The following is a 26,319-nucleotide window of genomic DNA, read 5'->3' on the forward strand; positions in this document are numbered from 1 at the left end:
TATGTGTGTAGCAGTTCCAACAGAAGTAGTAGAAATAATAGGACATAATGCTTTAGTTAATTTTGGCGGAGTAAAAAAGCTAGTTAATATAGACTTAGTTAGTGATGTAAATGTTGGAGACTATGTTCTTCTTCATGCAGGATGCGCTGTTCAAAAGATTGACAAGGAAGAAGCAGAAAGAACTCTAGAAATATTTAAAATACTAGCTGAAGATAACTAGTGTTGAGGTGACGCTAATGAAATATGTAAAAGAATTTAGAGATCCAGCTTTTGTTAAGAATATGATTAAAAAAATCGCTAAAAATTCAAATAAAGAAATTACCATTATGGAGGTATGCGGCACTCATACTATGTCTATTTTTAGAAGCGGTATAAGAGATTTATTACCTCAAAATATAAAGCTTATTTCAGGCCCAGGATGTCCAGTATGTGTTACCTCACAGGGGTATATTGATTCTGTTATTGAGCTTTCTAACAATGAAGATATCATTATTACTACCTTTGGGGACATGATGAAGGTACCTGGAAACAAGAGTTCTCTCCAAAAGGAAAAGGCATTGGGAAGAGATATAAGGATGGTGTTTTCCCCTTTAGATGTAGTCCAGATTGCAAAAGAAAATCCTCATAAAGAGGTTGTTTTCTTAGGGGTGGGTTTTGAAACCACTGCGCCTGCAATTGCTTTAAGTGTTGAGATAGCTCATAGAGAAAATATAAAAAATTATTCTGTTTTACAGTCAATAAAAACTATGCCTGCAGTTATGAAGCAATTGGTGCTTGACAAAGAATTAAAAATAGATGGATTTTTATGTCCAGGTCATGTAAGTACAATTATTGGAGCTAAACCTTATGAATTTTTAGCAGAGGAATTTGGAATACCAGCAGTGGTTGCAGGCTTTGAAGCAGGAGATATTGCAATGGGACTATACGAACTTTTAGTAATGATACAAAATAATGTTAGTGAAGTAAAAAATGTATATGGAAGACTTGTGAAGTATGAAGGAAATGAGAAGGCGCTAGAGACTATAGATAATATTATGAAAGTATGCGACAGTAATTGGCGAGGTCTGGGAAAGATAGAGGATACAGGTCTTAGATTAAAAGATAAATACAGTTTATTTGATGCAGAAAAAAAACTAGATATAAAGGTCAAAGAGACTAAGTCTCTTAAAGGGTGCTTGTGTGGAGAAATACTTAAAGGTAAAAATACTCCACACGATTGTAAGTTATTTTCAAAGGTATGTAATCCCTTAAATCCTATAGGAGCTTGTATGGTTTCAGAAGAAGGAACCTGTGCAGCTTATTATAAGTATAAAAATATAAAATAATGAGGTGTAGTTATGAGTATTATAACATTATCCCATGGAAGCGGGGGTAAAGCTACTAATAAGCTTATAGAAGAGCTTTTTTATAAATATTTTAATAATGATATTTTACTTCAAAAAAATGATTCATCTGTATTACCCAATATAGATGGTAGAATAGCTGTATCCACGGATTCTTTTGTAATAAATCCTATATTTTTCAACGGTGGAGATATTGGAAAGCTATCTGTATGCGGTACGGTAAATGATCTTGCAATGAGTGGAGCAACACCGCTATACATAACTGTAGGATTTATTATACAAGAAGGCTTGAAAATAAAAGAATTAGAGAAGGTTGTTAAGTCTATTGCTGCTACAGCAAGAAAAGCTAATGTGAAAATTGTAGCAGGAGATACGAAGGTTGTTGAGAAGGGAAATGCAGATAAGATTTATATAAATACAACTGGAATAGGTGTTATTAAAGATGAAAAATATTTAAGTTCAGAAAACATTAAGCCAGGAGATAAAGTTATAGTAAGCGGGACTCTAGGAGACCATGGTATATGTATCATGTCAAAAAGAAAAAATTTAGATTTTGATGTTTCAGTAAAAAGTGATTGTGGACTTTTAAATAAACTTATTAAAAAGATTTTGAGCAAAAGTAGCAATGTGAGAGTACTCCGTGATCCAACAAGGGGTGGGCTTGCAACTACACTAAATGAATTTGTAAATGAAAGTCCCAATAGCATCTTACTATATGAACAAGCATTACCAGTGAAAGAAGAAGTTGCTAGTATGTGTGAAATTTTGGGCTTTGAACCTTTATATATTGCCAATGAAGGAAAAGTAGTATTAATAGTTGCAGAAGAGGATTCGGAAAAAGTTCTTGAAATTATGAAGAAAGATCCAATGGGTAAAGAAGCACAAATCATTGGAGAAGTAATAGAAGATAATAATGCTGTAGTTTATTTAAAAACAGAAATAGGTGGAACAAGAATTTTAAATATGCCAGTAGGAGAACTGCTTCCTCGAATATGTTAATATTTCCAAAATTAAATTTAATTTAGGAGAAAAAGATATGGAAATAAATTTGTTATCTATTTTAGTTATAGGTTTTATTCTCGGAATAAAACATGCTATGGAACCTGATCATGTTATTGCTGTATCAACTATGGTTAGCGATACTAAAAAATTGTTGTCATCATCTATTATAGGAGTATTTTGGGGCATCGGGCATACTATAACTTTATTCATAGTAGGTATGGTTTTTATATTTATGAAAAATGAAATACCCGGCGAAATAGCTTTATTTTTAGAATTTGCTGTTGGTGTGATGCTTGTTTATCTAGGTATTAAAAGTTATGTGTTTGCAGAAAAAAATCATATTCATTCTCATAAGCATACGCATAATGATATCTTACATGAACATTTTCATGAGGAAAACATAAATCATCAACATGATAATAGTAAAATACCGTACTTTAAATCAATATTTATAGGTTTAGTGCATGGTTTATCTGGAAGTGCAGCTATGATTTTGTTGACTATGACATCAGTAAAACATTCATGGCAGGCAGGTATATATATAATTATTTTTGGATTAGGTACAATTAGCGGTATGTTATTATGTACTATATTAATTGGAATACCCTTTGCTCTAAGTAATGAAAATAAAAGGATGAATGTTAACTTGAGCAGAGCCGCTGGTATAATTAGCAGCATGTATGGAGTCTACTATATGTACGATTTAGGAATTAATCAAGGATTATTTAGTATTTTATTTAATTAAAAACGAATTTTTGGAGGTAATTAGCTCTATGCGTATTTTATTTTTATCAACAGCTCATAACAGTCTAAGTCAAAGAGCTTTTGTAGAGTTAAGAGATCTTGGTCATGATGTCTATGTTCAAATTGCCAGCAGTAACAATGTAATGGAGGAGGCTGTTAAAGTTTATAAACCTGACCTGATTATTGCACCATTTTTAAAAAAGTATATTCCAGAATCAATTTGGAGTAAACATACGTGTATTATCATCCATCCTGGAATCAAAGGTGATAGAGGTCCGTCGTCTCTTGATTGGGCAATTCTTAATGAGGAAGAAAAATGGGGAGTAATTCTATTACAAGCAAATGAAAATTTGGATGCAGGTGACATTTGGGCATCTCAAAACTTTACAATGAAAGCTGTAAGTAAGAGCAATTTATATCGTCATGAAGTATCAGATGCTGCTATAAAATGTCTATTAGAAGCAATTGAAAAATTTCAAAGTAAAAAATTTATACCGGAAAAGCTTGACTATAATCATAATGATGTTAAAGGTAGAGAACATAAACCCATGAAGCAAGGGTATCGTTCTATTGATTGGACAGAATCCACTGCCACAATTGCAAAAAAAATCCGATCTGCTGATAGTCAACCTGGTCTTTTAGATACAATTTATGGAGAAGAATACTATCTATATGGTGTTCATGAAGAAGATAATTTCAAAGGAAAACCTGGTGAAATTATAGCTAAAAGAAATGGTGCCATTTGTCGTGTAACTGGTGATGGTGCAGTTTGGATTACTCATATTAAAATGAAAAATCAAGGAAAGTATATATATTATAAGCTTCCTGCTACTCAAATCTTAAATAAACATCTAAAAGATGTTCCAGAACTGCCATATGAAAATAATACAAAGGAACGTACATTTAAAGAAATATGGTATGAAGAGCAAAATAATGTTGGATATCTATATTTTGAATTTTATAATGGTGCTATGAGCACAGACCAATGTACAAGATTAAAAGAGGCATACATAGAAGCAAAAAAACGTGATACTAAAGTGATAGTGTTGATGGGTGGTGCTGACTTTTGGTCAAATGGTATTCATCTTAACGTAATTGAATCAAGTGATAATCCAGCCGATGAATCCTGGAGTAATATTAATGCAATTGATGATCTTATAAAGGAAATAATATTAACTAATACTCATATAGTGATTTCAGCCATGAGAGGCAATGCTGCAGCAGGAGGAGTTATGCTTGCTCTGGCTGCAGATAAAGTAGTTGCACTAAATAGAATTGTATTAAATCCTCACTATAAGAAGATGGGATTATATGGCTCAGAATACTGGACATATCTTCTTCCAAAACGTATAGGAATTGAAAAAGCTATTGAAATTACGGAGAACTGCATTACCTTGAGTACTAAAAGTGCTAAGAATATAGGACTAATAGACAGTACCTTTGATGAAGTAAATTTTAAAAATGAACTAGTAAAAATGGCTGAAGAACTAGCTATAAGTTCGCTTTGTAAAAATATGTTAGAACAAAAACGATATAAAAGAAAAGAGGATGAGAATATAAAGCCTCTAGAAGCCTATCGTAAAGAGGAATTAGGAAAAATGTGGGATAATTTTTACAGCCATAATGAGATTTACCATACAGCTCGAAAAAGATTTGTTTATAAATTATCCTGTGTAGAAGAATTGCCTAAAAATATAATTTAAAGTGGCTATCTTATTACATTTTTATATTGTTTCATTTCTTTTATTACTTATCTTCTTTTTTAATTTCATTTAAAACTAAAACTGTATCAGTATAATTTATCCGATGGCAACCATCCGTAATACTCCCATCCCCTTAGGTGGGAGATAACGACTGATACGCCCCTGGATAAGTTCTTCTAAGGTTAAGATTGAGAAAAGATATTCTTATAAGCAAACTCCACCTGAACCTAAGAATCACTTGATATCAGTAATATCTATCTAGTAAATAAATCCAATAAAAATATTTATATTGTTAGGAAATTAAAGGTACCGTTGCAAGCATTTCTAAATATAGGGTATAATGAAAGCTGTTAAATTAAAGCATAAGAGGTGAACCAAATGAAAGATATAAATTATACGAATTTAATAGAAGCTTTAAAAACTTCTGATGATAAACAGAGAGCTGAAATAATAGATAAACTTTCAAAGGATTATAATAATGCAATGCCACTATTATGGAGAGAAGCTTTAAACCAGGAGAATCCAAGAGCAATACTTTCTGTTATAAGGGATATGATAAAAAAAGAAAAACCTAGAGGTATATTTAAAAGAGCTGTAGGTAGTTCTAGGCAAAAACTTGCTAATTTTTTAAAGCATTCAGACCCAAAGGTTAGAAAGAACGCATGTGGTATTATTGGGGAAATAGGTGATTCGGAATATTTAGAGTCTTTATATGATGCCTACGCTTCTGAGGAACAGCTATTTGTAAGATCCTCATATATACTTGCAATAGGAAACTGTGGCGAAGCTTTGGATGCGGAAAGACTTACGAAAATACTTGAAGATTTAATAATAAAAGAAAAGGCTTCTGATGACAAAAACAGTAAGCAAAAAGATGAGAAACATATTAATGAAGAAAAACGTGCACTTACAAGGGCTATATCTAAACTATCTCCTCCTGCACCACATAAGTTTATAGGATTTAAAAATCCTGTGCCTATGATACTAACAACTATGAATAATCATTTTCAAACTACTTTAACTGACCTTAATGAAAAATCAATTAAAGGCCATCTTGTAACTGAAGGGGTATATATTAAGGAAAAGGACTTCGAAAAGATCTATAAGTGTAGAACCTTTTATGAAATTCTTTTTCCTTTAGAGTCCTGCGCTAATTTAGAACTTAATTATAAAGCAATAGCGACTGCAATTATGAATGAAGATATTGTGGAATTTTTAAATCAATGTCATGGAGGAGATAGCAAGGCTCCATTTTGGTATAGAGTTGAGTTTAAAACAGTGGATGATAACAGTAAAAGAGCTGAGTTTATAAAAAACTTATCTAGGGAATTAGATGAAATGTCAGGAGGAAAGTTAAAAAACAGTCCCTCTTCTTATGAATTTGAAATTAGAGTAGTTCAAAAAAATAATTTGTGCAGCGTATTTATAAAGCTATATACTTTAAAGGATAATAGATTTGACTATAGGGAAAAAGCTTTGCCTACATCTATAAATCCTGCAACCGCCGCTATTGTAATGAAATCCATAGAAAAGTGGCTAAAGCCTAATGTTAAAGTTATAGATCCATTTTGTGGTGTAGGAACTATGCTAATTGAAAGATCTAAATTAAAAGATTATCAGAACCTAACAGGAGTAGATATATTTAAAACAGGTATTACATATGCAGAGGTAAATTCTAGCTTAGCTAATGTGAAAATAAAATTAATAGCTGAAGATATATTGGAATTCTCCTCAGGAGAGTTATTTGATGAGATGATATCGAATATGCCTTTTGAAAGTAAGTCAGGAGTTAGTGGCTTTAATAAAAAATTATATGGTGAATTTGTAAATAGAATTCCTAGTCTTGTAAGACCGGGGGGAATGGTATTCCTTTATACAGTAGAAAAGAATTTACTTAAGGAAAATTTGATAGCTAACAAGAAGCTTAAGATTATTGATACCATAAAGATTGAAAGCGGTGGATTGACTCCAAACGTATTTGTGATAAGAGTGAGGTAAGCAGATGAGCTTATAAAGTACAATGATAGGGCATTTTTATTAAGAGTGGGAGAAATTTCACTCTTTTTTCCATATGCTGTTTGACAAGTAATATATATTAATATAATATTATTACATACCCTGTAAGGGTATATTGATAGGAAAATATGATTTTGTTAAATAAGCATACATAGAGGAGATGAGTTAAATGAATGTCAGCAGAATTGATAAATTCGAAAATCCATTAAGGATCGCAGAACTTAATCCCAAAAATACATTAATAAAATCAGGATTTAAAGAGAATATGATATTATGTGATATTGGTGCTGGTACTGGCATATTTTCTTTTCCAGCTGTGAAAATTAGTAGTAATGATATTTATGCTCTTGAAATATCAGATAGTATGATTGAATTATTAAGAAATAGAATCGCTGAGCAAAATACTAAAAATCTTATAGTTAAGAAGGTTGACTCCAATGTACTGCCATTAGATAATAACAGCTGTGATATGGCTATAATGGTAACTGTATTACATGAAATAGAAGATAAAGAATGTATGTTAAATGAGATAAAGCGAGTTTTAAAAGAAAAAGGAAGACTTATGATAATTGAGTTTTATAAGAAAAAAACACCGATGGGACCACCAATCGATCATAGGTTGTCAGAAGAGTACGTTGAAGAAATTTGTAATGGTAACCAACTAAAAACTATAGAAAAATTTTCACTAGGAGATAATTTTTACTGCGCTGTATTTGAATCCTAATTGTGCATATCAGTAGCAGCTTTCTATAAGCAAATATTGGTTTAAGTATCTTAAATACCATATTAGTATTACTATTTATATTATACAATCAAAGCCCTTACCTATAATGGTATAGGCTTTTTTTTACTAGCGAAGTAAAAAGTTAAAAAAACGAGGTCTTTGAAGATATAGATCAGATTGCCTTAATTAATAAAACCTAAATATATCTTATTTAATAAAAATAGGAGCAACCATAAAAGTGGCTTCTATTTTAGGTTTCAATTATTTGTAAAATATGACCGCATTTAACTGTTTTTATATTTTGCTATGGTATAATTTATAATATAGGGCTTGAATTGTAACAATTAACAACCTGTATAAAAACCGTAATTAAAATTTGAATTAATAATGAGCTGCTAGAGGTGTAAATAATGAATCGTGAAAACTTTAATCAGTATTTGAGAAAAATTGAATTGTGTAGAGAAAAAGTAGATTCTTTCTCTAGATATCCATATTGCTTATCAGCGGTAAAAAATCTATCAACTTTGGAGTTTCATCCTAAAGTAACATATATTGTAGGCGAAAATGGTACTGGTAAATCAACCATACTTGAAGCAATTGCAATAGCATATGGTTTTAATCCAGAAGGTGGAAGTAAGAACTTTAACTTTTCAACAAATGACACTCATTCAGAGTTATGGGAAAACTTAAAATTAGTTAAAGGAATAAGAAAACCTGAGGATGGTTTCTTCTTAAGAGCGGAAAGTTTTTATAATGTAGCTACAAATATTGATGAAATAGATGCAATAGGTTCATATGGAGGAATTTCGCTGCATTCACAATCTCACGGTGAATCCTTTTTATCTGTTATTATGAATAGATTTAAAGGAAATGGGTTATATATCTTAGACGAACCAGAAGCGGCCTTATCACCATATAGACAAATGTCTTTGATTTCAAGGATTCATGATTTAGTCCAAGATAATTCCCAGTTTATAATTGCTACTCATTCTCCAATAGTAATGGCTTATCCAGATTCAATACTTTATGAATTAAATGATGACTTTAAAGTAGTGCACTATCAGGATACAGAGCATTATAAAATTATGAAATCTTTTATTGGAAATCCTAAAAAAATTTTGGATATACTTATAGGGGAATAGATAGATTAGAGATTATTGTACTTCATTGTTTACCTGCTTGTAGAGAAGAAGAAATTACAACTGAAATATTAGATGAACACCAAGAGGAAATTTTTCAAGAGGCTGAAAATAGATTACATGTTCAAAAGGCTGTAATGGTTAAGTTAATGAGTAGATAAATAAGAAAACATCATAACATATGAAGGATAAATGGTATATAGGAAGTTAAGTATATTAACAGAATAAATGCAGTAGAATTTTGAAAGAGGCTAAAAATTATATATTATGGAGGCTTTTTTATATGGATTTAAAAGAATTCAACTCCAAAAGTAGGTTTAGCAGTTGTGCTGAAAACTATGCTAAGTATAGAGCGAGTTACGCCCATGAGATAATTAATTTTTTAAATGAAGCAATTGGACTTGATAAAAGTTCAATAATTGCTGATATAGGTTCAGGAACAGGTATTTCAACTAAGATGTTTTTAGATAATGGAAATAGTGTCTATGCTGTGGAGCCAAACAAAGATATGAGACAGCTAGCAGAAAAATCATTTAAGTCTTATAACAATTTTCATTGTATTGATGGTTCTTCTGAGAGTACTAATTTAGAATCAGAGTCTATTGACATTATTATAGCCGCGCAATCTTTTCATTGGTTTGATCCTATACCAACAAAAAATGAGTTTCTAAGAATACTTAAATCTAATGGTTCAGTTGTATTATTGTATAATATAAGAAAATGTTCAAATAGCTTTATGGGCAAATATTTAGAACTTATAAGAAAATATGGAGAAAAGTATGTAAATGAATCTAGTGACGAATTAATAACTAATTTTTTTGGTTCTAAAACTGTTTATGAAAAAGTTTTATATAATCCTCAAATAGTTGATTTTGATAAATTAAAAGGGAATTTAGTTTCATATTCTTACATTCCCAATGAAAATGATCCAAGATTTATACCCATGATATCAGAATTGAAAAATTTATTTGATAAATATAATAAAAACGGGGAAGTAATTTTGGAATATGATACTTGCATTAGTTACTGTAAAATGAAATGATAAATATTAGAAAATAATGCTTTGTTAGACAGCCTGATACACGTGGAGACAGTAATAAGGATAGAGAAAAAATATCTTGAGATTGGAGGTTAAATAATGGCAAAGATATTTACAATCGGTGAAGCGCTGATTGATTTCATTTCAGAACAAAGCGGCGTTGAATTAAAAGGTGTTAATTCCTTTCAAAAGGCTCCAGGGGGTGCTCCAGCTAATGTAGCCGCTGCTGTATCAATATTAGGTGGTAGAAGCTATTTTATAAGCAAATTAGGGAAAGATGCCTTTGGAGATTTTCTTATTGAAACTTTAAAGAATGTAGGGGTAGGCACAGAATACATATTTAGAACTAATAAAGCTAATACCGCTCTTGCATTTGTATCCTTAAAGGAGGATGGTGAAAGAGATTTTTCTTTTTATAGGAATCCAAGTGCTGATATGCTTTTAGAAGAAAATGAAATATGCAGGAACTGGTTTAAAGAAGGAGACATTCTTCACTTTTGTTCTGTAAGTCTTATAGATGCACCAGTTAGAAAAGCTCATATAGCTGCTATTGAAGCGGTTAAAAAAGCTGGAGGGCTAATATCCTTTGACCCAAATATAAGACTTCCCTTATGGAAGAACCATGCGGAGTATAAAAGTATAATTCGGGAATTCATAAAATATGCAGATGTATTAAAAGTAAGTGAGGATGAGCTGGAATTCATTACAGGAATTAATGATGAAGAAAAAGCAATCCAATGGTTACTATCATTTGGTATTAAAGTTCTGCTTATTACAAGAGGAAGCAGCGGGGCCTCAGCTTACTTTAGTGGTTGTGAAGTGAGTGCAGAGGGATTTAAGGTTAAAGCTGTAGATACCACTGGAGCTGGAGATTCCTTTATCGGAGCTTTTTTATTTAAGATTTTAAGTAAAGACATAGACATAAATAATATATCATGCAAAGATATAAAAAATATTCTCGAATTTTCCAATGCAGTTGCAGCGTTAACTACTATGAATAAAGGCGCTATAAGTGCTCTTCCTTCCTTGAGAACTGTAGAAGATTTCATAAATAGTAGGAAGTCATGTCATAATTAAATATAAGCCCATTAAAAACAATATTTAATAAAAGCTGCAGACACTTCATAGATACTTTTTATAAAAACGCCCCCTAGAAATTAGGGGGTATTAATATGGCTTTTTAGTTATCATATAACAAAAAAAAGCTTGACGATATTACTAATTAGTAATATATTATAAATATGAATAAAGAAAAAAATACTTATGGTGAATTGGAAGATTTAAATTTAAAAGCATTAATAGCATTAAGTAGATGTGCTCAAAGTGTTCACAAAAGAGAATATAAAACTATTAAAGAAGGAGGTTTAACAGTTACTCAGTTTGCAGTCCTTGAGATATTATATCATAAGGGAGATTTAAGAGTCTGTGAAATAATAGATAAAATCCTTTCTACTGGTGGGAATATGACTGTTGTTATAGATAATTTAGTTAAAGAAAATCTAGTCAAAAGATGCAGTGACCCAAAAGATAGGCGAGTTAATTTGATAAGTATTACTGAGGAAGGAAGAAACCTCATAAGTGAAATTTTCCCTAAACATTTGGAAAATATAAACGAAATCTTTAATATATTAACGTCAGAGGAAAAGAAAAATTTAATAAGTTTATTAAAAAAATTATCAGGTGTATAAATATGTACACCTGATGTTTTAAATATGTATTACTAATTAGTAATATTTCAATTAGTAGTATAATATATAGAAAAGGGGTATTGAAATGGATTATTTGAATAATTTAGAAGACAACTTTAAAGAAATTTGTAATGAATGTCACCATAAAGGATTAGAAAAATGCAATTATAGAAAGTGTAACATTGGATTTGCTGATTATGTTGTAAAGAATATCAAAAACAATACTACATATTCCGTAGCTGATGGGGAAAGTTTAATTCCCAAAGATGATTTTAAATATTATGATGAAAAAGTAATTTCTATCAGCGATATATAGATATTCTTGAATTTTTATAGTAAAGGGATAAATGCCTATAGGAGCATTTGCCCTTTACTATTTTTACTATTCATCTTTTATGATTCCTTGGGATATGATTTGCTTTGGAGAAAGTTTAATCTGTGATATAAGTATTCCCACAAGTATAAAAATACAACCTATATATCCCCTTGCACTCATAATTTCTCCGAGTACCAGTGCGCCTCCTATAGCACCAAATACTGATTCAATACTTAGGATGATGGCTGCATGAGATGGCTTAGCATTCTTTTGAGCTATCACTTGGAGGGTGTATGCTACACCAACAGATAAAAAGCCACCATAAAGTATTGGAATTAAAGCATTTGATATGCCGCTCATGGTAATTTGCTCGAATATTAAGGCTGATGCAAGGCTTAAAAATGAGCATGTTGCACATTGAATACATGATAGTTTCAAAGAATCTACCTTATTAGAAAAATAATCTATTGTCAAAATATGAATGGCCCAAAATACGGACCCTATTACCTCAAGCAAATCTCCGTAACTTATAATGAAGTTCTCATTCACACTTAGTAGGTAGAGCCCCATAACTGCAAGTGCTACTCCCATCCATGAATTTTTTTCAATTTTATGCCCTAAAAATGCTCCAATTATAGGCACTACAACCATGTAAAGCCCTGTAATAAAGCTTGCTTTTCCAGCAGTTGTATAGGCAAGGCCGGCTTGTTGGAGAGTTGAACCTGCGTAAAGAATCACACCAATCAATACCCCAGGTACAATTATTTTCTTTGTACTTACTTCAATATTATTTTTATCGCTACTGTCATTTTTATTTTTCTTATCGAAATATACAATCAAGGGTAGGAGAGAAGTACTTCCCAGGGCAAATCTTATTCCATTAAAGGTAAAAGCTCCTAAGTATTGAGAACCTACTCGTTGTGCAACAAACGCAAACCCCCATATAGCGGCGGTAAGTAATAAGAGCATATTAGCACGTAATCTTTTATTATTCATCTGAATCATCTCCTTTTGTTGCTTCTAGTAGGATAATAGACATAGCATTAGAGCGCTAATAACTAATTTTTGCTAATTTACTTACTATTTTAATGAATTTTATAGTCTATGTCTAGTATGGCTATAATTTACTAGGGAAAAAGTGAGGTTATTCCCAATTAATACACTTCATTTGATTTTACTGTGTTAAATGATATAATCTATTTGATACAATTTATAAAAATGGCCATTTTAGGATAAAAGAACATACATTCGTTATTCATAAAATTAGCATCGGAGTCATTTGAATTTATATAAGAATTCTGTATTATAGTAGTAAAATAGATATTAAGAAATTGGAGGATAAGAATATGAAATTTATTTCATGGAATGTAAATGGGTTACGTGCTTGCGTACAAAAGGGATTTGAAGATTTTTTTAAGAAGGCAGATGCGGATTTCTTTTGTATTCAGGAAAGTAAATTACAAGAAGGTCAGATACAGCTTTCATTTGATGGATATGAACAGTATTGGAATTATGCTGAGAAAAAGGGATACTCGGGCACAGCAATTTTTACGAAACATACTCCATTATCTGCATCCTATGGAATAGGAATTGAAGAACATGACAAGGAAGGGCGCGTAATTACACTAGAGTATGATAAGTTCTATATTGTTACAGTGTATACACCTAATTCTCAAAGTGAATTAGCAAGGCTAGAATATCGTATGAAATGGGAAGATGATTTTAGAGAGTATTTATTAGCCTTAGATAAGAATAAGCCTGTTATAGTGTGTGGGGATTTGAATGTTGCACATAAAGAAATAGATTTGAAGAATCCAAAAACAAATCGCAATAATGCTGGTTTTACAGATGAAGAAAGATCAAAGTTTAGTAGATTTTTAGAAGCGGGTTTTACAGATACATTTAGATATTTTTATCCAGATAAGGAAGGAGCTTATTCTTGGTGGTCTTATAGATTTAAAGCTAGAGAAAAGAATGCTGGATGGCGTATTGATTATTTCTGTACTTCTAAAAGACTAGATGGAAAACTTGTTTCTGCATCAATACATAGCAATATAATGGGATCTGATCATTGCCCAGTGGAGTGTGAAATAGAATTTTAAAAGAATATATATTAAAAAATAAAAGATAATATAATTATGTGAACTAATGAGGTGTAATTTATGGATAAAATCGGACCAAATCCAGATAGCATTTATCCAAATGAAAATATAAAGCAAATTTGCTATATCAAGAATATTATAAAAAACCCCAATATTAAAGTTGGGGACTATACTTACTACGATGATATCAATGGTGCTGAGCATTTTGAAAAGCATGTTACACATCACTATGATTTTATTGGTGATAAGCTTATTATCGGCAAGTTTTGTGCAATTGCAAAGGGGATAGAATTTATTATGAATGGTGCAAACCATCGAATGAACTCTGTGACAACCTATTCCTTTAATATCATGGGAAGCGGTTGGAGAAAGGCAATGCCGTCCCTTAAGGATTTACCGTTTAAGGGAGATACTGTTGTTGGTAATGATGTTTGGATTGGTCAAAACGTCACTGTTATGCCAGGGATTCACATAGGTGATGGTGCAATTATTGCGGCAAACTCAGTAGTTACAAAAGATGTTCCGCCATATCATATTGCTGGTGGGAATCCTATTAAAATTATTAAAAAACGGTTTGATGATGATTTAATTCAATATTTATTAGATTTAAAATGGTGGGATTGGTCAGCTGAAAAAATATTTTTTAATCTTGAAATACTTTGCAGCTCTGATTTAGATAGGATCAAGTGTATTAAATAAGGATACTGGAAGCATGTTAATGTTGACAATATAAAAAGTATACAATATAATTAAATTAAAGTTTGATTGTATTAAATTAAATTGATATAAATAATGTTATGGGGTAAATAAAGTGGATAAGATGGATAAGTATGATAAAATTAAACTAGAAAATCAAATATGTTTTCCGCTATATGCTTTATCAAGAGAAATCATAAAGCTATATAAGCCAATACTTGATAAATACAATCTAACATATACACAGTATATAACTATGCTAGTTATATGGGAAGAAGAAAAGATTATCTTTAAAGAATTAGGTAAAAGGTTGCACTTAGATTCAGGAACCCTTACTCCTGTAATAAAGAAATTAGAGTCTATGGGATTGATTATTAAATATAGAAGTAAGGAAGATGATAGAGTTGTAATAATCGAATTAACAGAAGAAGGAAGAGTTCTGAAAGAAGATATACTTGAAGTGCCAGATAAAATATTTTGTAAATTTAAAAGCAATGAAGAAACGCTTATTATGTTAAAAAAGTACTTAGATGAGTTACTTGATACATCAAAAGAATAAGTTGAATTCCTCACGGAGTTCAACCATATTTTTAAAAGTATTGATTTGATAAAATTAAATTTTTGTAAACTATTTAAGTTTGAGAGGAGAACTAAGGCATGAGTTTTTATGATTTTTCAGCAAAAGGTATAGATGGTAAGGAAGTAAACATGAACAATTACAAGGGAAAGGTGGTTTTAATTGTTAACACAGCAAGTAAATGTGGATTAACTCCTCAGTTTAAAGGTTTAGAGGAACTGTACCAAGAATATAAAGATAGTGGTCTTGAGATACTAGGATTCCCTTGTAACCAATTTGCAAATCAAGATTCAGGTAGCAATGAAGAGATACATGAGTTTTGTCAATTGAATTATGGAGTTACATTTAAAATGTTTGAAAAGATAGATGTGAATGGAGAAAATGCTCACCCATTATATCAATATTTAAAGAACGAATCAAAAGGAGTATTCAGTAAGGAAATAAAATGGAATTTCACAAAGTTTTTAATAGACTCCAATGGAAAAATAATAAAAAGATATGCTCCTACAACATCCCCATTAAAACTTAAAAGTGGTATAGAAAAATTGTTAAAATAAAGTTGTGGACACAATATGACCAAAATCTTTACCATAGAAAAAGACACACAAGAAAGATTAATCATAAGATTATTAAAATAGCTAGTTTAAATATTAAATATAAAATAAAATATATTAATATTACTTTTATACAAATTATATATGTATAATATATAATCGACTTGAAGACCAGCAAATTAATTTGCTGGTCTTATTCTGTAATAAAAGAAGAAACTTTATCTGTCGCAAATTTATAATAAATACACCCAATATTGTTATACGTTACATTGCTTTAATTTCTTAATAATTCCTAAGAGTCATTTCTTCATTTGTGTAAGTTTTTATAATTTATAAATTGTTTACGTTTTCATAAATGGTCTAATAATTTATTTTAACCTATCGAGACTTACAACTCTTTAAAGGTCTCTTAAATATCGCTCTCTAAATAATTAGTATACTATTTTATATAGTTAATAAACTTTGAAATCTATAGTTCATAGTAGTATTCTATATGATTTTAGATTGCTAATAAGAAAAACCATATACTATCGTGAAATTCGCTGATATAATATAAATAATGATATAATAGGAGTGAAGTATATATGATAAAAGAACAATATAATGAACCAAAGAAGCAAAAAGCTGGGCTTGGAGCAATTAGACCTGATGATTATGTAGAAAGTGAATTTAAAAAGATGGCTGCTGATAAAAAATTAAGCCAAACAGAGATGTTTGAATATATGTTTTGGAATTTTATCAATGGCGAGGAGAAGAAAAAGAAAGAAGAAGCTATAAGTTATGAAAGTGAGTTAAGTTTAATATCTTCTGATTTAAATAATGTGCTAGCTCATATTAAAAGCATTACTGAAAAAGCGCAAAATACAGTTATGACATTTAAATCGAATTCAGAGCAAACAGAAAAAAACTTAAATCTTGAACTGGATACGCTTTCAAAGAAAATTGAAGAGGTTAGAAAAAGAAACTTAGAATTGGAGCGTACTAACCAAATTTTTAATGATGTTAAAAATGGATTGGATTCTAAAATAGCTGAATTAAATGGTCTAATCGAGAAGAAAAACATTGAAATTAAAGAGTATGAAGACTTGGTAAAGGAGCAATATAGAAAAACTAAAGAATTAGAAAGACAAAATAGTGCTTTCGAAAAAGAGAATACTAAACTGCAATTGGAGAATAAAAAGCTATTAGAACAATTATCTAGTAATGAAACCAAAACCAAATCTCTTGAAGTTGTAAATGTGAATTTTCAATCCACTATAAATAATATAGAGGTATTAAAAAAAGCTGAGATTTCTGCTATTGAGGAAAGGTATCAATCTATTATTTCTCAATTAAATGATAAAATTAAGTCCTATGATGATGCTAAAACAAAGGAAATAGAAGAAGTTAGAGATGGAATTATAACAAAAATGGAAGCGGAAAGAAAGCTTTCCCTGGCTGAAGCTAAAGTAGAATTAGCGGAAATGAAAAATAAATATAATGAGTTACTTATACGCTCGAAATAAATTTGTGAGCTGATGTATAGGTATTAATTAAGAAAGGGAGCAAGTGCAAAATGGGAGTAAATACCACGGCAGGTTTAAAGCAATTAAAGGCATCTAAAGCGGAATTTACTAGGTTTTTAATGTATTATAAATTTGGTTTAGATGAATTAAATACCAAAATTGATATTTTAAAGCAAGAATTTCAATACATTCATGATTATAACCCTATTGAACATGTGAAATCTAGAATAAAGAGTCCAGAAAGTATTTTGAAAAAAATCTATAGAAAAGGATATGAGTTATCATTACCTTCCATAAAAGAAAATATCAAAGATATTGCTGGAATTCGTATAGTATGTTCGTTTTCCTCTGATATTTATAAGATTAGTGATATGCTGCAAAACCAAAAGGATATAAAAACAATTGAATGTAAAGATTACATAAAAATTCCAAAGCCTAATGGATATCAAAGTTTACATTTAATTTTACAAGTACCTGTTTTTATGTCTGATAGAACTGAGGATGTTTGTGTGGAAGTTCAAATTCGAACCATTGGGATGGATTTTTGGGCTAGTTTAGAGCACAAAATTTATTATAAATACAATAAAGATGTTCCACAAAAATTAATAGAAGGACTTAAGGAAGCTGCAGATACTGTTTCTCAATTAGATAAAAAAATGGAGAGAATAAACGAAGAGATAAATGAGTTTAAGGAATCTGGCAGTTCAGATCATGAGATCCAAGAGATATTTGTTAATAACCAAAGTTTCTATCTTCCAAATGACTTTTTGCGTCTTTAATAAAGAATAAAGTAAGTAATAATGCTCGATATAGGTGATTAAATTCAGTTTAAAGTATAGTATTGATAACATATAGAGAACAGGTATTTTATATAAAATGAACATATGTTCGTGGCACGCAAAAATGGCATTATAATTCAAAAGAAGAGAATTATATGAAGAATTCAAAAAAATTACTCTATTTTTAATGTTTTCAAGCAATGCAGAGAAGTAATGAATTGGCATATAAGCCTTTAAAATGCATGATATACACGATATATAAGAAATTTTATAACATTGAAATCAAAATACGGTAGTAAACAGTAATAGTAATAAAGAAACTATTATATAAATGTGTTAGATTTACCAGGTCAGAGAACATATGTTCTTCAGCTGTAAAACGAATTAGTTTTATATGTAATCAATAATATATGAACGCCATCAATATATTATATATGGTTAGTAATTTAGACTCTATCTAATTCGCTAATTTCTTGGAAAATGGTTAGTAGAAACTAGCCACTTTATAATCTGTATACAGATTAATACCCTTCTAAATGATAATCTATATCAATTGATATGGAAATTGAAAAGAGAAGGGGGATTTAAATAAAAATTTATTCAGTTATTATTATATATTATGCCAATAATTCCACATATATATACATGAATTTTGATAAAAAAATAAATTTTAAAATTTTTTTAATGTAAATTTGTATTATTAGGTCTAAATATTTACTTAAAATTTTGTATAAATGAGGATTAGAAAATAAGTCAAAAAACAAGGATTTGCCCCCTCTTTTGCAGAATATACATATTCGCTAAATGTATATTTATTAAACTGCGTTATAATTTTAACGCGAATTAATATAATCTAGTGGTATCAATGTTTATATCGATTTTAGGAGGTCTTATAATTATGCGTGGTCGAACTATAACATACAAGTATAAGAACTTTAAATATACTGATGAAATTAAAAATACACTCTCCTCTGCTATACTTGATTCTAAAGATAATCATGAACTCGAAAAGATTTATAGTCATTACGAAGCTTTAAATATCGACAGAGGTTATAAATACATCATAAAGGACTTATACATACTTATGATTAAGAAAAATATGAGCACTACAGATGTATCTAAAATATACGATGTAAGTATAAGAACTATACAAGTGTGGTTAAAAGAACTTGGGATCAATCAATCTCCAAAAGGAAGAAGTAAAAAAACTGTTAATAAAGCACCTAAAAATAAACTTTTATCTAGAGAATCACCTCTTTTGTTGTCCAAGGAATGTGTTAGAAGTAAAATTGATGATTTATTAATTCAAGTGCTCAATGATTATAAAGTAATAGATAAAGATGATGATATTGAATTAAACTATTCCGAAGAATTGGAGAGAAAGATCGAAAATTTGATGAAAGTTATAACGGATTAACTATATGAGGGGTATTATATGTATTTTTGCCTTTAGTATACTGAAAATTATTAGTGCGCTCTAGTATGCTAAGAATAATTAATATAACATAATGTACTAAAAATAATATATAGTATAATACGTAGTGTAAAAGGAGTATAAAATAAATATGAGATTAGATTTTGGAGCAATAAGAGAAAATGGCAATACCTTGCCAGAATGTATGGTAGATTTTTTAAATTATCTAGAAACTATAAAAGGAAAATCCTCTAATACTATAAAAGGATATAAAGTCGACTTAACTATGTTTTTTAGATTTTTGAAATTGTATAAAGGAATACATAAAGATGATACTATGGAATTTGAAGAAATATCCATAAATGATATTGATAATGATTTTTTAAGAAAAATAAAGTTGACTGATTTATATGCATTCATGTCTTTTTTAGAAAAATACAGAGATAATAGCGCTTATGCCAGAGCTAGAAAAGTAGCTACATTAAGATCGTTTTTCAAATATTTACATGTTAAAGCTAAAATTTTAGATGAAAATTTAGCTTTAGAATTAGAAAAGCCTAAAATAGATAAGAGAAATCCAGCATATTTGACATTAGAAGAAAGCAAAAAACTATTAAGTGTTATAGATGGCCCTAATCAAGCAAGAGATTATTGTGTAATTACATTATTTTTAAATTGTGGATTAAGAATATCGGAACTTTGTAGTATAAATATTTCTAAAATAAAAGGTGATATATTAACTATCATAGGTAAAGGAAATAAGGAAAGAACGGTTTATTTAAATAAAGCCTGTATAAAAGCCATTGATAATTATTTAAAGGTTAGAAATGAGTACCTAGATAAGATTCCGCCCGAACATAGAGATGTATTGTTTTTAAACAAAGATAAAAAAGGAATAAGCAAACGATCTATAGAGGTAATGGTAAAAAAATATATAGGTAAAGCTGGTTTGGACATGGATAAATATACTCCTCACAAATTGAGGCATACAGCTGCTACGCTTATGTATAAACATGGTAATGTGGATATAAGGAGTCTCCAACAAATATTAGGCCATGAGAATATCTCTACTACTCAAATATATACACATGTAGATAATGAACGATTAAGAGAAGCTGTTAAATCAAATCCATTAAGTGATGAGTATGAGGAATAATCCTCATACCTCTCTCCCCTCTCTCCCCTAACCCATTAGTTTCTCTTTCTAAGCCTTATAAGACCTGGGTATTCTTCAGATATATATTGAGAAGCCTTTTCTTCGTCTTCTAGAAGTTCTCTTAGCCCTTCTATATCATCTATAAGCTCTATATTTTCGGAATCATTTATATAGTCTTCGTCATCGCCTACAAAAGAGTCCTTGGTTGAATCCGGCATATCAAAATCTGTAATATCTTCCTCTTCTTGTGCTATCCCATCTATAGTTATAGAACGCATATCAAATCCATCTTTTTCTAAACATTTACCACAATTATTACATATCTTATTTGGATTTAAATCGCATATATCACATTTGCCACAGTCATTACAAGATTTGGTTTCTTCAAAAATACAATATGTATATCTAGCCATATATACCCCTCTTTTTCTAATAAATTTATATTTAAGTTTTATTTACAATGTTCTATTATAACAAATTATAATTTTATATTCAATGAAAGTATTCATAAAAAACTAATTTTATTAAAAACTGCAGCATATGAGAACACAAGTTTCGAGAACATAAGTTTGATATTTTGTTTATAGTATGATATAATTTTATTAAAATTATATGTAAGAGGTGTTCTTATGTCTAGGCAGGATAAGCAAAAGGAAATATACGAATATATAAAGCAGCAAATACAAGATAAGGGTTACCCACCTTCCGTAAGAGAAATTTGTAATGCAGTAGGCCTTAAATCCACTTCGACTGTTCACGGCCATCTTCAAAGATTAGAAAAAAAAGGTCTTATAAAAAGGGATCCTACAAAACCTCGTGCTATTGAAGTTATGGATGAATCGTTTAAAAGAGAGCTAGTTAGTATTCCTGTAATAGGTACAGTTACTGCAGGCATGCCTATACTAGCAGTTGAAAATATAGAAGATACCTTTGCTTTGCCTGTTAACTTTATAAGAAGCAATAAAGAATTGTTTATGCTTAAAGTTCATGGAGAAAGCATGATTGATGTAGGAATAATGAATGAGGATTTAGTTATAATAGAAAAAACCAATTCAGCTGAAAATGGAGACATTGTAGTAGCGCTTATTGAAAATGAGGCTACTATAAAAAGATTTTTCAAAGAAAGTGATTTCATAAGACTACAACCTGAAAATAAGACTATGGAGCCTATAATAGTAAAAGAATGTACCATTATAGGGAAACTTATAGGACTTTATAGAAAATATTAAACCAAGCATAAGATCATGCTTGGTTTTTTATTTGTATATTAAGTTTCTAGTTTAATATTTTATTAAGAGCTATGAGTATTCCAGTTTTTGCATGATCAAAAGTAAGACCACCTTGTAGGTATGCTATATAAGGATCTCGAATTGGAGCATCAGCTGAAAGCTCTATAGATGATCCTTGTATAAAGGCTCCAGCAGCCATTATAACTTGATCTTCATATCCTGGCATATCCCATGGTTCGCATTGCACAAAGGAATCTATAGGAGAACCTAGCTGAATACCCTTGCAAAAATTTATAAGCTTTTCTTTATCGTTAAACTTGATTGCTTGAATAATATCACTTCTTTTTTCATTAAACTTTGGAAGTACCTCAAAGCCAGCAAGCTCCATTATTCTTGAACAAAATATAGCTCCTTTTACCGCTTCCATGGCAATATGAGGGGCTAAGAAAAGTCCTTGGAATAAAGTTCTCATCACACCGAAGGTAGAACCGCATTCTCCCCCTATTCCTGGAATTGTAAGTCTATATGATGCCTGAGTTACATACTCTTCTTTGCCAGCTATGTATCCGCCTGTAGGAGCAATTCCTCCACCTATGTTTTTAATAAGAGACCCTGCTACTAAATCTGCACCTACATCTGTAGGTTCTAGAGTATCTATGAATTCTCCGTAACAATTGTCGACAAAACAAATAACATCTTCTCTTATGTTTTTAATAAATTTTATAATATCGCTTATTTCAGATACAAGTAATGAATTTCTCCAGCCATAGCCAGTAGATCTTTGAATATGTACGATTTTTATAGAGTTATCTTCTTGCAATGCTATTTTTACTTCTTTTAAATTTACTTTCCTGTTATCTAAGTCTATTTGCTTATAATTTACTCCGTATTCCTTAAGCGAACCTATGTTCTTTTGCTCTCCAATTCCAATAATCCCATGCAATGTATCATACGGAGAACCTACTATTGATAACATAGTATCACCAGGTCTTAAATTCCCAAATAGTGCTGCACCAATAGCATGAGTTCCATTTACAAAATGAGGTCTTACTAGTGCGCTTTCTGTATTAAATATTCTTGCATATACTTTATCTAAAGAATCTCTTCCGATATCTCCATAACCATATCCTGTGGAATTAGTAAAGTGAGACTCGCTTATTCTTTCTTCTTGAAGCGCATTTAAGACCTTTAACTGGTTAAATTCTCTTATTTCATCGTACCTTTTAAACTCTTCTTCTACATCTTTTAGAGCTTTTTCGTATAAATCTAGTACATTATCTTTTATGTGATAGACATTCTTAAGATAATCTTTAGTTAATTTAATCATTATAATTACATCCTCCAACCTAACAATTCATAATATAGTTTTTAAAATACATACAACTTAATATATTACCACATAAAAAAATAATAGGCAAAAATTTTGCCTATTATTTCCTTAGCCATTAAATTGCGTATCTTGAGGATTAGGTGTAAATAAAATTGCTTTTGCTGGAGTTATAGTTGAAATGGCATGTTTATAAACAAGCATTTGCTTTCCTAAACAATCTAATATAACCGTAAAGCTATCAAATCCCTTTACATAACCAGTTAGTTTGAATCCATTTACAAGATGTATAGTTACATCAGTTTTATTTTTTCTTGCACCATTTAAAAATATATCTTGCAAATTGTTCACTGTTTTATTCATATAACTCACCCTCCATTATAGCTTATATATTATTATTCTATATGATATACTAAAATCCTTTAATTTTTTCAGAAAAATACTAAGCACTGCCATTTACTTGACCTAAAATTTCATTTACTATATCATTTTCGCTAGAAAAATTATCTTTATTTATCCAATGTGCATGTTTCTCGCGTCTAAACCAAGTTAGCTGTCTCTTAGCATAATTTCTACTACCCTTTTTAATTAAATAAATAGATTCATCTAAGGATATCTTACCTTCTAAGTAGTAAAGAATTTCCTTGTACCCTATTCCCTGCATAGATTGCATTTCTTCTGTATAGCCCATAGCTCTTAAGCGCTCTACTTCATCTATAAGACCCTTTTCAAGCATGATGTCTACTCTTTTATCTATCCTATTATAAAGCTTTTCTCTGTCCATGGTAAGTACAAAATAATGAAGGTTATACGGGATTTCATAACATTCTTTATCCATACTATATTCCCCTATGGTTTTTCCAGTTGATTTATAAACTTCCAATGCTCTTATCACTCTTTTTAGATTATTAGCATGTATTTTATTATAAGATTCATTATCTATATCCTTAAGCATCTCATGGACATAATCATTTCCTTTTTCTGCTGCAAGGTTTTCTAAATATACTCTATATTCTTCATCTTTATCTGCTTCTGTAAAATTATAGTCATATATAAGTGAGTTTATATATAATCCAGTTCCACCAACTACCATTGGCAGTTTATTTTCACTATGTATCTTGTTTATACACTCTTCAGCTACTTCTTTAAACTGGGCTACATTAAAACTTTCATGTGGCTCTACTATGTCAATTAAATAGTGATTAATATTATTGGTTTCCTCATTAGTTATCTTAGCAGAACCTATATCCATGTACTTATATATCTGCATAGAATCCGCTGATATTATTTCACCATTTAATTTTTTTGCAAGCTTAATAGATATATCGGTTTTTCCAACACCAGTAGGGCCTGCTAGTATAAATAAATCCTTTTTCAAAATTATCTCCCTTTCTACTGAACTCTTTTAAATCTTTTTTCTAATTCATATAAAGTTAGTTTAATTATAGTAGGTCTACCATGAGGACAGGTAAATGGATTGTCGATAAACCTAAGTTCATTTATTAAGGATTTCATTTCCTCAAGAGATAACTTATCATTTGCCTTTACTGCAGACTTACAAGCAAGCTTTGCTATGGTATTATATTTAACATCAGGTGTATTACCGCTTCCCATATTTTTAAGGTTATCTAATATTTCTAAAAACAATTTATTTATCTCAGGTTTTCCGAGTATTAAAGGAACTTCTCGTATACTTATAGTATTTTCTCCAAAAATTTCAATATTAAACCCTGCTTTATTAAATATATCGTTATTTTCTATATAATAGCAGTAGTCTTCAGGGAGAAGTTCTATTATAACTGGGCTTATGAGCAGCTGAGAAATCACTTGCTGCTGTGCTATGTTTTTAGAATATGTTTCAAATAATATCTTTTCATGAGCTGCATGTTGGTCTATTATATAAAGATCGTCACTCATCTCACCTAATATATAAGTTTTATTAAACTGACCTATTATATTTATTTCTGGTAATTTTGCAAGCTTTTGGGCTTCTAGAATTTGTTCTTTCTTAACTGGCTCTTCTCTTATATATAATGATGGCTTTTCTTCAAAGTTATCATTATGAGTTTCAGCAATTATAACTTTATGTCCTGAAGTATATTCATTGTTTAGATTTGAGTTTATATTAATATCGTTAGTTTTTTCACTGAAGTTTGCAGGCGATATAACTGAATTTGAGGAATTTAGAAAATCTATAGGAAGCTGCAATGTTTCTATAGATTTTAGTTCTTTTTCTGCTTCTTGTACTTCCTCCTCTATATTAAATGAATTTATGACACTATTTTTTATTGCTTCATGAACAGAATGAAATACAGTTCCAAATAGCTCTCGTTCATCCTTAAATTTAACTTCAGTTTTAGTAGGATGTACATTTACATCCACATACTCTGGAAATATATCTATAAATAATATAAAGAAGGGATATTTATTTACAGTTAAGAAGGATTTAAAGGCATTTTCTACAGCGGTAGTAATAAGCCTGCTCTTTATATATCTTTTATTTACAAATATACTTTGATGGTTTCTACTACCACGACTTATTTCGCTATTTCCTATAAAACCATGTACAGAAATTATATCCTTATGAGCCTCAAAATATATCACATTTTCTAAAACGGTTTTTCCATATACATTTCGAATAACATCTTTTATATCTCCTGTCCCAAAAGAATGAAGCACTACTTTTTCATTATTCATTAGTTTGAAAGATACATCTGGATGAGCAAGTGCTAGTCTTTGTACAATATCAGATATTAATGATGCTTCACGAGAAGAAGATTTTAAAAATTTAAGTCTTGCAGGTACATTATAAAACAAATCCTGTACTTCAATTGTTGTACCATTGTTACTTCCTGTATCTTTTAGATAATGTATATTACCACCTTCAATATGAATTTCCCTGCCAAAATCCAAATCTTTAATTTTGCTTTTAAGAGTAACTTTAGATACCGAGGAGATGCTTGCTAGAGCTTCTCCTCTAAAACCCATAGTACTCAATTTGAATATATCATCAATGCTTGAAATTTTGCTTGTTGCATGTGGCAAAAATGCCTTTTCTATGTCATCAGGATGTATACCTACGCCATCGTCTGTGATCTTTATAAGCTTTTGCCCGCCCTCTATTATTTCCATAACAATGTTTTTAGCATCAGCATCTAAGCTATTTTCTAAAAGCTCTTTTACAACGGAAAACGGTCTTTCTACCACTTCCCCTGCAGCTATTTTATTAGAAGTATTTTTATCTAATACATTTATTCTCACCAAAC

27 protein-coding genes and 1 pseudogene are annotated in these 26,319 nt (G+C 30.2%); 22 read left to right on the forward strand and 6 right to left on the reverse strand.

Going from position 1 to position 26,319, the window contains the following annotated elements; all coding sequences use genetic code 11:
- Window position 1 precedes the first annotated feature (1 nt).
- The 13 genes and pseudogenes from JOC70_RS02400 (at window position 2) to JOC70_RS02460 (ending at window position 11,714) form a co-directional block, all read left to right on the forward strand.
- Entirely contained in the window at window positions 2–220 is a 219-nt protein-coding gene (locus JOC70_RS02400; RefSeq protein WP_204597297.1) for a HypC/HybG/HupF family hydrogenase formation chaperone, read from the forward strand.
- Window positions 221–236: 16 nt separating this feature from the next.
- The gene (hypD, locus tag JOC70_RS02405) at window positions 237–1,325 is read left to right on the forward strand and encodes a hydrogenase formation protein HypD (RefSeq protein WP_204597298.1); all 1,089 of its coding nucleotides are present in this window, start codon (window positions 237–239) and stop codon (window positions 1,323–1,325) included.
- A gap of 12 nt (window positions 1,326–1,337) precedes the next feature.
- Window positions 1,338–2,342 carry a hydrogenase expression/formation protein HypE gene (gene hypE, locus JOC70_RS02410; RefSeq protein WP_204597299.1) on the forward strand — a complete coding sequence of 335 codons (1,005 nt, stop codon included), beginning with the start codon at window positions 1,338–1,340 and terminating at the stop codon, window positions 2,340–2,342.
- A gap of 37 nt (window positions 2,343–2,379) precedes the next feature.
- Entirely contained in the window at window positions 2,380–3,090 is a 711-nt protein-coding gene (locus tag JOC70_RS02415) for an urease accessory protein UreH domain-containing protein (protein WP_204597300.1), read from the forward strand.
- A 28-nt stretch (window positions 3,091–3,118) separates the two neighbouring features.
- Window positions 3,119–4,792 carry a hydrogenase maturation protein gene (locus JOC70_RS02420; protein WP_204597301.1) on the forward strand — a complete coding sequence of 558 codons (1,674 nt, stop codon included), beginning with the start codon at window positions 3,119–3,121 and terminating at the stop codon, window positions 4,790–4,792.
- A 378-nt stretch (window positions 4,793–5,170) separates the two neighbouring features.
- Window positions 5,171–6,790, forward strand: a complete 1,620-nt coding sequence (locus tag JOC70_RS02425) for a HEAT repeat domain-containing protein (RefSeq protein ID WP_204597302.1) — start codon at window positions 5,171–5,173, stop codon at window positions 6,788–6,790.
- Window positions 6,791–6,977: 187 nt separating this feature from the next.
- Window positions 6,978–7,532: a class I SAM-dependent methyltransferase gene (locus JOC70_RS02430; RefSeq protein WP_204597303.1), complete on the forward strand. Its 555-nt coding sequence runs from the start codon at window positions 6,978–6,980 to the stop codon at window positions 7,530–7,532.
- Window positions 7,533–7,942: 410 nt separating this feature from the next.
- A complete protein-coding gene (locus tag JOC70_RS02435) occupies window positions 7,943–8,674 on the forward strand; it encodes an AAA family ATPase (RefSeq protein WP_204597304.1) in 732 nt (243 codons plus the stop codon).
- Between the two features lie 8 nt (window positions 8,675–8,682).
- A pseudogene (locus JOC70_RS02440) lies at window positions 8,683–8,832 on the forward strand (ornithine carbamoyltransferase); the annotation flags it as partial.
- A gap of 122 nt (window positions 8,833–8,954) precedes the next feature.
- Window positions 8,955–9,713 carry a class I SAM-dependent methyltransferase gene (locus JOC70_RS02445; RefSeq protein WP_204597305.1) on the forward strand — a complete coding sequence of 253 codons (759 nt, stop codon included), beginning with the start codon at window positions 8,955–8,957 and terminating at the stop codon, window positions 9,711–9,713.
- Window positions 9,714–9,809: 96 nt separating this feature from the next.
- Window positions 9,810–10,787, forward strand: a complete 978-nt coding sequence (locus JOC70_RS02450; protein WP_204597306.1) for a carbohydrate kinase family protein — start codon at window positions 9,810–9,812, stop codon at window positions 10,785–10,787.
- A 164-nt stretch (window positions 10,788–10,951) separates the two neighbouring features.
- Window positions 10,952–11,398: a MarR family winged helix-turn-helix transcriptional regulator gene (locus tag JOC70_RS02455; RefSeq protein WP_204597307.1), complete on the forward strand. Its 447-nt coding sequence runs from the start codon at window positions 10,952–10,954 to the stop codon at window positions 11,396–11,398.
- Window positions 11,399–11,483: 85 nt separating this feature from the next.
- Complete coding sequence (locus JOC70_RS02460) at window positions 11,484–11,714, forward strand: hypothetical protein (protein ID WP_204597308.1); 231 nt, start codon at window positions 11,484–11,486, stop codon at window positions 11,712–11,714.
- Between the two features lie 66 nt (window positions 11,715–11,780).
- Here JOC70_RS02460 and JOC70_RS02465 read toward each other — a convergent pair whose 3' ends face one another.
- Window positions 11,781–12,710 (reverse strand): DMT family transporter, encoded by a 930-nt coding sequence (locus JOC70_RS02465; protein WP_204597309.1) that lies wholly within the window; start codon window positions 12,708–12,710, stop codon window positions 11,781–11,783.
- Between the two features lie 350 nt (window positions 12,711–13,060).
- Between JOC70_RS02465 and JOC70_RS02470 the strand changes: the two genes are divergently transcribed.
- The 8 genes from JOC70_RS02470 to JOC70_RS02505 all read left to right on the forward strand — a co-directional run bounded on the left by JOC70_RS02470 (window position 13,061) and on the right by JOC70_RS02505 (window position 20,497).
- Entirely contained in the window at window positions 13,061–13,816 is a 756-nt protein-coding gene (locus tag JOC70_RS02470) for an exodeoxyribonuclease III (RefSeq protein ID WP_204597310.1), read from the forward strand.
- A 60-nt stretch (window positions 13,817–13,876) separates the two neighbouring features.
- Window positions 13,877–14,515 carry a Vat family streptogramin A O-acetyltransferase gene (locus JOC70_RS02475; RefSeq protein ID WP_204597311.1) on the forward strand — a complete coding sequence of 213 codons (639 nt, stop codon included), beginning with the start codon at window positions 13,877–13,879 and terminating at the stop codon, window positions 14,513–14,515.
- A 121-nt stretch (window positions 14,516–14,636) separates the two neighbouring features.
- Window positions 14,637–15,071, forward strand: a complete 435-nt coding sequence (locus JOC70_RS02480; protein WP_204597814.1) for a MarR family winged helix-turn-helix transcriptional regulator — start codon at window positions 14,637–14,639, stop codon at window positions 15,069–15,071.
- Window positions 15,072–15,169: 98 nt separating this feature from the next.
- Window positions 15,170–15,646, forward strand: a complete 477-nt coding sequence (locus JOC70_RS02485; protein ID WP_204597312.1) for a glutathione peroxidase — start codon at window positions 15,170–15,172, stop codon at window positions 15,644–15,646.
- Between the two features lie 581 nt (window positions 15,647–16,227).
- Window positions 16,228–17,148: a hypothetical protein gene (locus JOC70_RS02490; protein ID WP_204597313.1), complete on the forward strand. Its 921-nt coding sequence runs from the start codon at window positions 16,228–16,230 to the stop codon at window positions 17,146–17,148.
- A 50-nt stretch (window positions 17,149–17,198) separates the two neighbouring features.
- Window positions 17,199–17,927, forward strand: coding sequence for a GTP pyrophosphokinase (locus JOC70_RS02495; protein WP_204597314.1), 729 nt, complete (start codon window positions 17,199–17,201; stop codon window positions 17,925–17,927).
- A gap of 898 nt (window positions 17,928–18,825) precedes the next feature.
- Complete coding sequence (locus JOC70_RS02500; RefSeq protein WP_204597315.1) at window positions 18,826–19,344, forward strand: hypothetical protein; 519 nt, start codon at window positions 18,826–18,828, stop codon at window positions 19,342–19,344.
- Window positions 19,345–19,492: 148 nt separating this feature from the next.
- Window positions 19,493–20,497, forward strand: a complete 1,005-nt coding sequence (locus tag JOC70_RS02505; RefSeq protein WP_204597316.1) for a tyrosine recombinase XerC — start codon at window positions 19,493–19,495, stop codon at window positions 20,495–20,497.
- Window positions 20,498–20,532: 35 nt separating this feature from the next.
- Here the strand turns inward: JOC70_RS02505 and JOC70_RS02510 are convergent, their stop codons facing one another.
- A complete protein-coding gene (locus JOC70_RS02510) occupies window positions 20,533–20,910 on the reverse strand; it encodes a hypothetical protein (protein WP_204597317.1) in 378 nt (125 codons plus the stop codon).
- A 216-nt stretch (window positions 20,911–21,126) separates the two neighbouring features.
- Between JOC70_RS02510 and lexA the strand changes: the two genes are divergently transcribed.
- Window positions 21,127–21,726, forward strand: a complete 600-nt coding sequence (gene lexA, locus JOC70_RS02515) for a transcriptional repressor LexA (RefSeq protein WP_204597318.1) — start codon at window positions 21,127–21,129, stop codon at window positions 21,724–21,726.
- Window positions 21,727–21,772: 46 nt separating this feature from the next.
- Here lexA and JOC70_RS02520 read toward each other — a convergent pair whose 3' ends face one another.
- From JOC70_RS02520 to mutL, 4 genes are all read right to left on the reverse strand, one after another.
- The gene (locus tag JOC70_RS02520; RefSeq protein ID WP_204597319.1) at window positions 21,773–23,053 is read right to left on the reverse strand and encodes a methionine gamma-lyase family protein; all 1,281 of its coding nucleotides are present in this window, start codon (window positions 23,051–23,053) and stop codon (window positions 21,773–21,775) included.
- A gap of 111 nt (window positions 23,054–23,164) precedes the next feature.
- Complete coding sequence (gene hfq, locus JOC70_RS02525; RefSeq protein ID WP_035307762.1) at window positions 23,165–23,416, reverse strand: RNA chaperone Hfq; 252 nt, start codon at window positions 23,414–23,416, stop codon at window positions 23,165–23,167.
- Between the two features lie 79 nt (window positions 23,417–23,495).
- Entirely contained in the window at window positions 23,496–24,431 is a 936-nt protein-coding gene (miaA, locus tag JOC70_RS02530) for a tRNA (adenosine(37)-N6)-dimethylallyltransferase MiaA (RefSeq protein ID WP_204597320.1), read from the reverse strand.
- A gap of 14 nt (window positions 24,432–24,445) precedes the next feature.
- The gene (gene mutL, locus JOC70_RS02535; RefSeq protein ID WP_204597815.1) at window positions 24,446–26,314 is read right to left on the reverse strand and encodes a DNA mismatch repair endonuclease MutL; all 1,869 of its coding nucleotides are present in this window, start codon (window positions 26,312–26,314) and stop codon (window positions 24,446–24,448) included.
- Window positions 26,315–26,319: the final 5 nt, after the last annotated feature.

Origin of the sequence: Clostridium pascui (genome assembly GCF_016908015.1) — a bacterium.
Classification (GTDB): Bacteria; Bacillota; Clostridia; order Clostridiales; family Clostridiaceae; genus Clostridium_AK; species Clostridium_AK pascui.